Genomic DNA, 581 nt, shown 5'->3' with positions numbered 1-581 from the left:
AATCCAAAGGGAGATGGAGTATCATGTTACATTTTTTAAGGAAAAATAATATTGCAGCAGGACTATTAGCTATCATTCGTATTTATCTAGGATATCAATTTATACATGCCGGTTATGGAAAATTAACAGGCGGCGGATTTAATGCAAGTGGATTCTTAAAAGGAGCGATTGCATCTAGCACGGGAGATCACCCAGCAGTACAAGGCTGGTGGGCAGCATTTCTAGAGGGCGTTGCATTGCCAAACGCGGATCTGTTCTCTTTCTTAGTGCAATGGGGCGAAGTATTAGTCGGTATTGCTTTAATCCTAGGTCTTCTAACTAACTTTGCCACATTAATGGGTATGGTCATGAATTTCTCTTTCTTATTCAGTGGTACAGTAAGCACAAACGGGCAAATGATTCTTTTAGCATTCTTCGTCCTTGTTGCAGGAGCAAATGCTGGTAAATTCGGGGTAGATCGATATGTAATGCCTTATGCACACAACTATTTTGCAACTAAACGCAATAAAAAAGACACAGCAGTGCTTCATTAATAAAATGACTTTAGAGTGGAAACTTCGCGTTTCCACTCTATTTTTTTT

1 protein-coding gene is annotated in these 581 nt (G+C 39.2%); it reads left to right on the top strand.

Features of this window, described 5'->3' with window-relative positions; genetic code table 11:
- Positions 1-23: 23 nt before the first annotated feature.
- A complete protein-coding gene (locus tag BSO02S_RS25975) occupies positions 24-533 on the top strand; it encodes a DoxX family protein (protein ID WP_066074931.1) in 510 nt (169 codons plus the stop codon).
- The last annotated feature ends 48 nt before the right edge of the window (positions 534-581 follow it).

It is taken from the genome of Neobacillus soli NBRC 102451 (assembly GCF_001591665.1).
Lineage (GTDB): Bacteria > Bacillota > Bacilli > Bacillales > Cytobacillaceae > Neobacillus > Neobacillus soli.
Note: the sequence above shows the minus strand (reverse complement) of the source record. Positions and strands in the feature narration are given on the sequence as shown.

What these genes read in the sequence shown, in the direction of transcription:
- BSO02S_RS25975 (WP_066074931.1), top strand. Translation starts at nt 24, where the DNA reads ATGTTACATTTTTTAAGGAAAAATAATATTGCAGCAGGACTATTAGCT.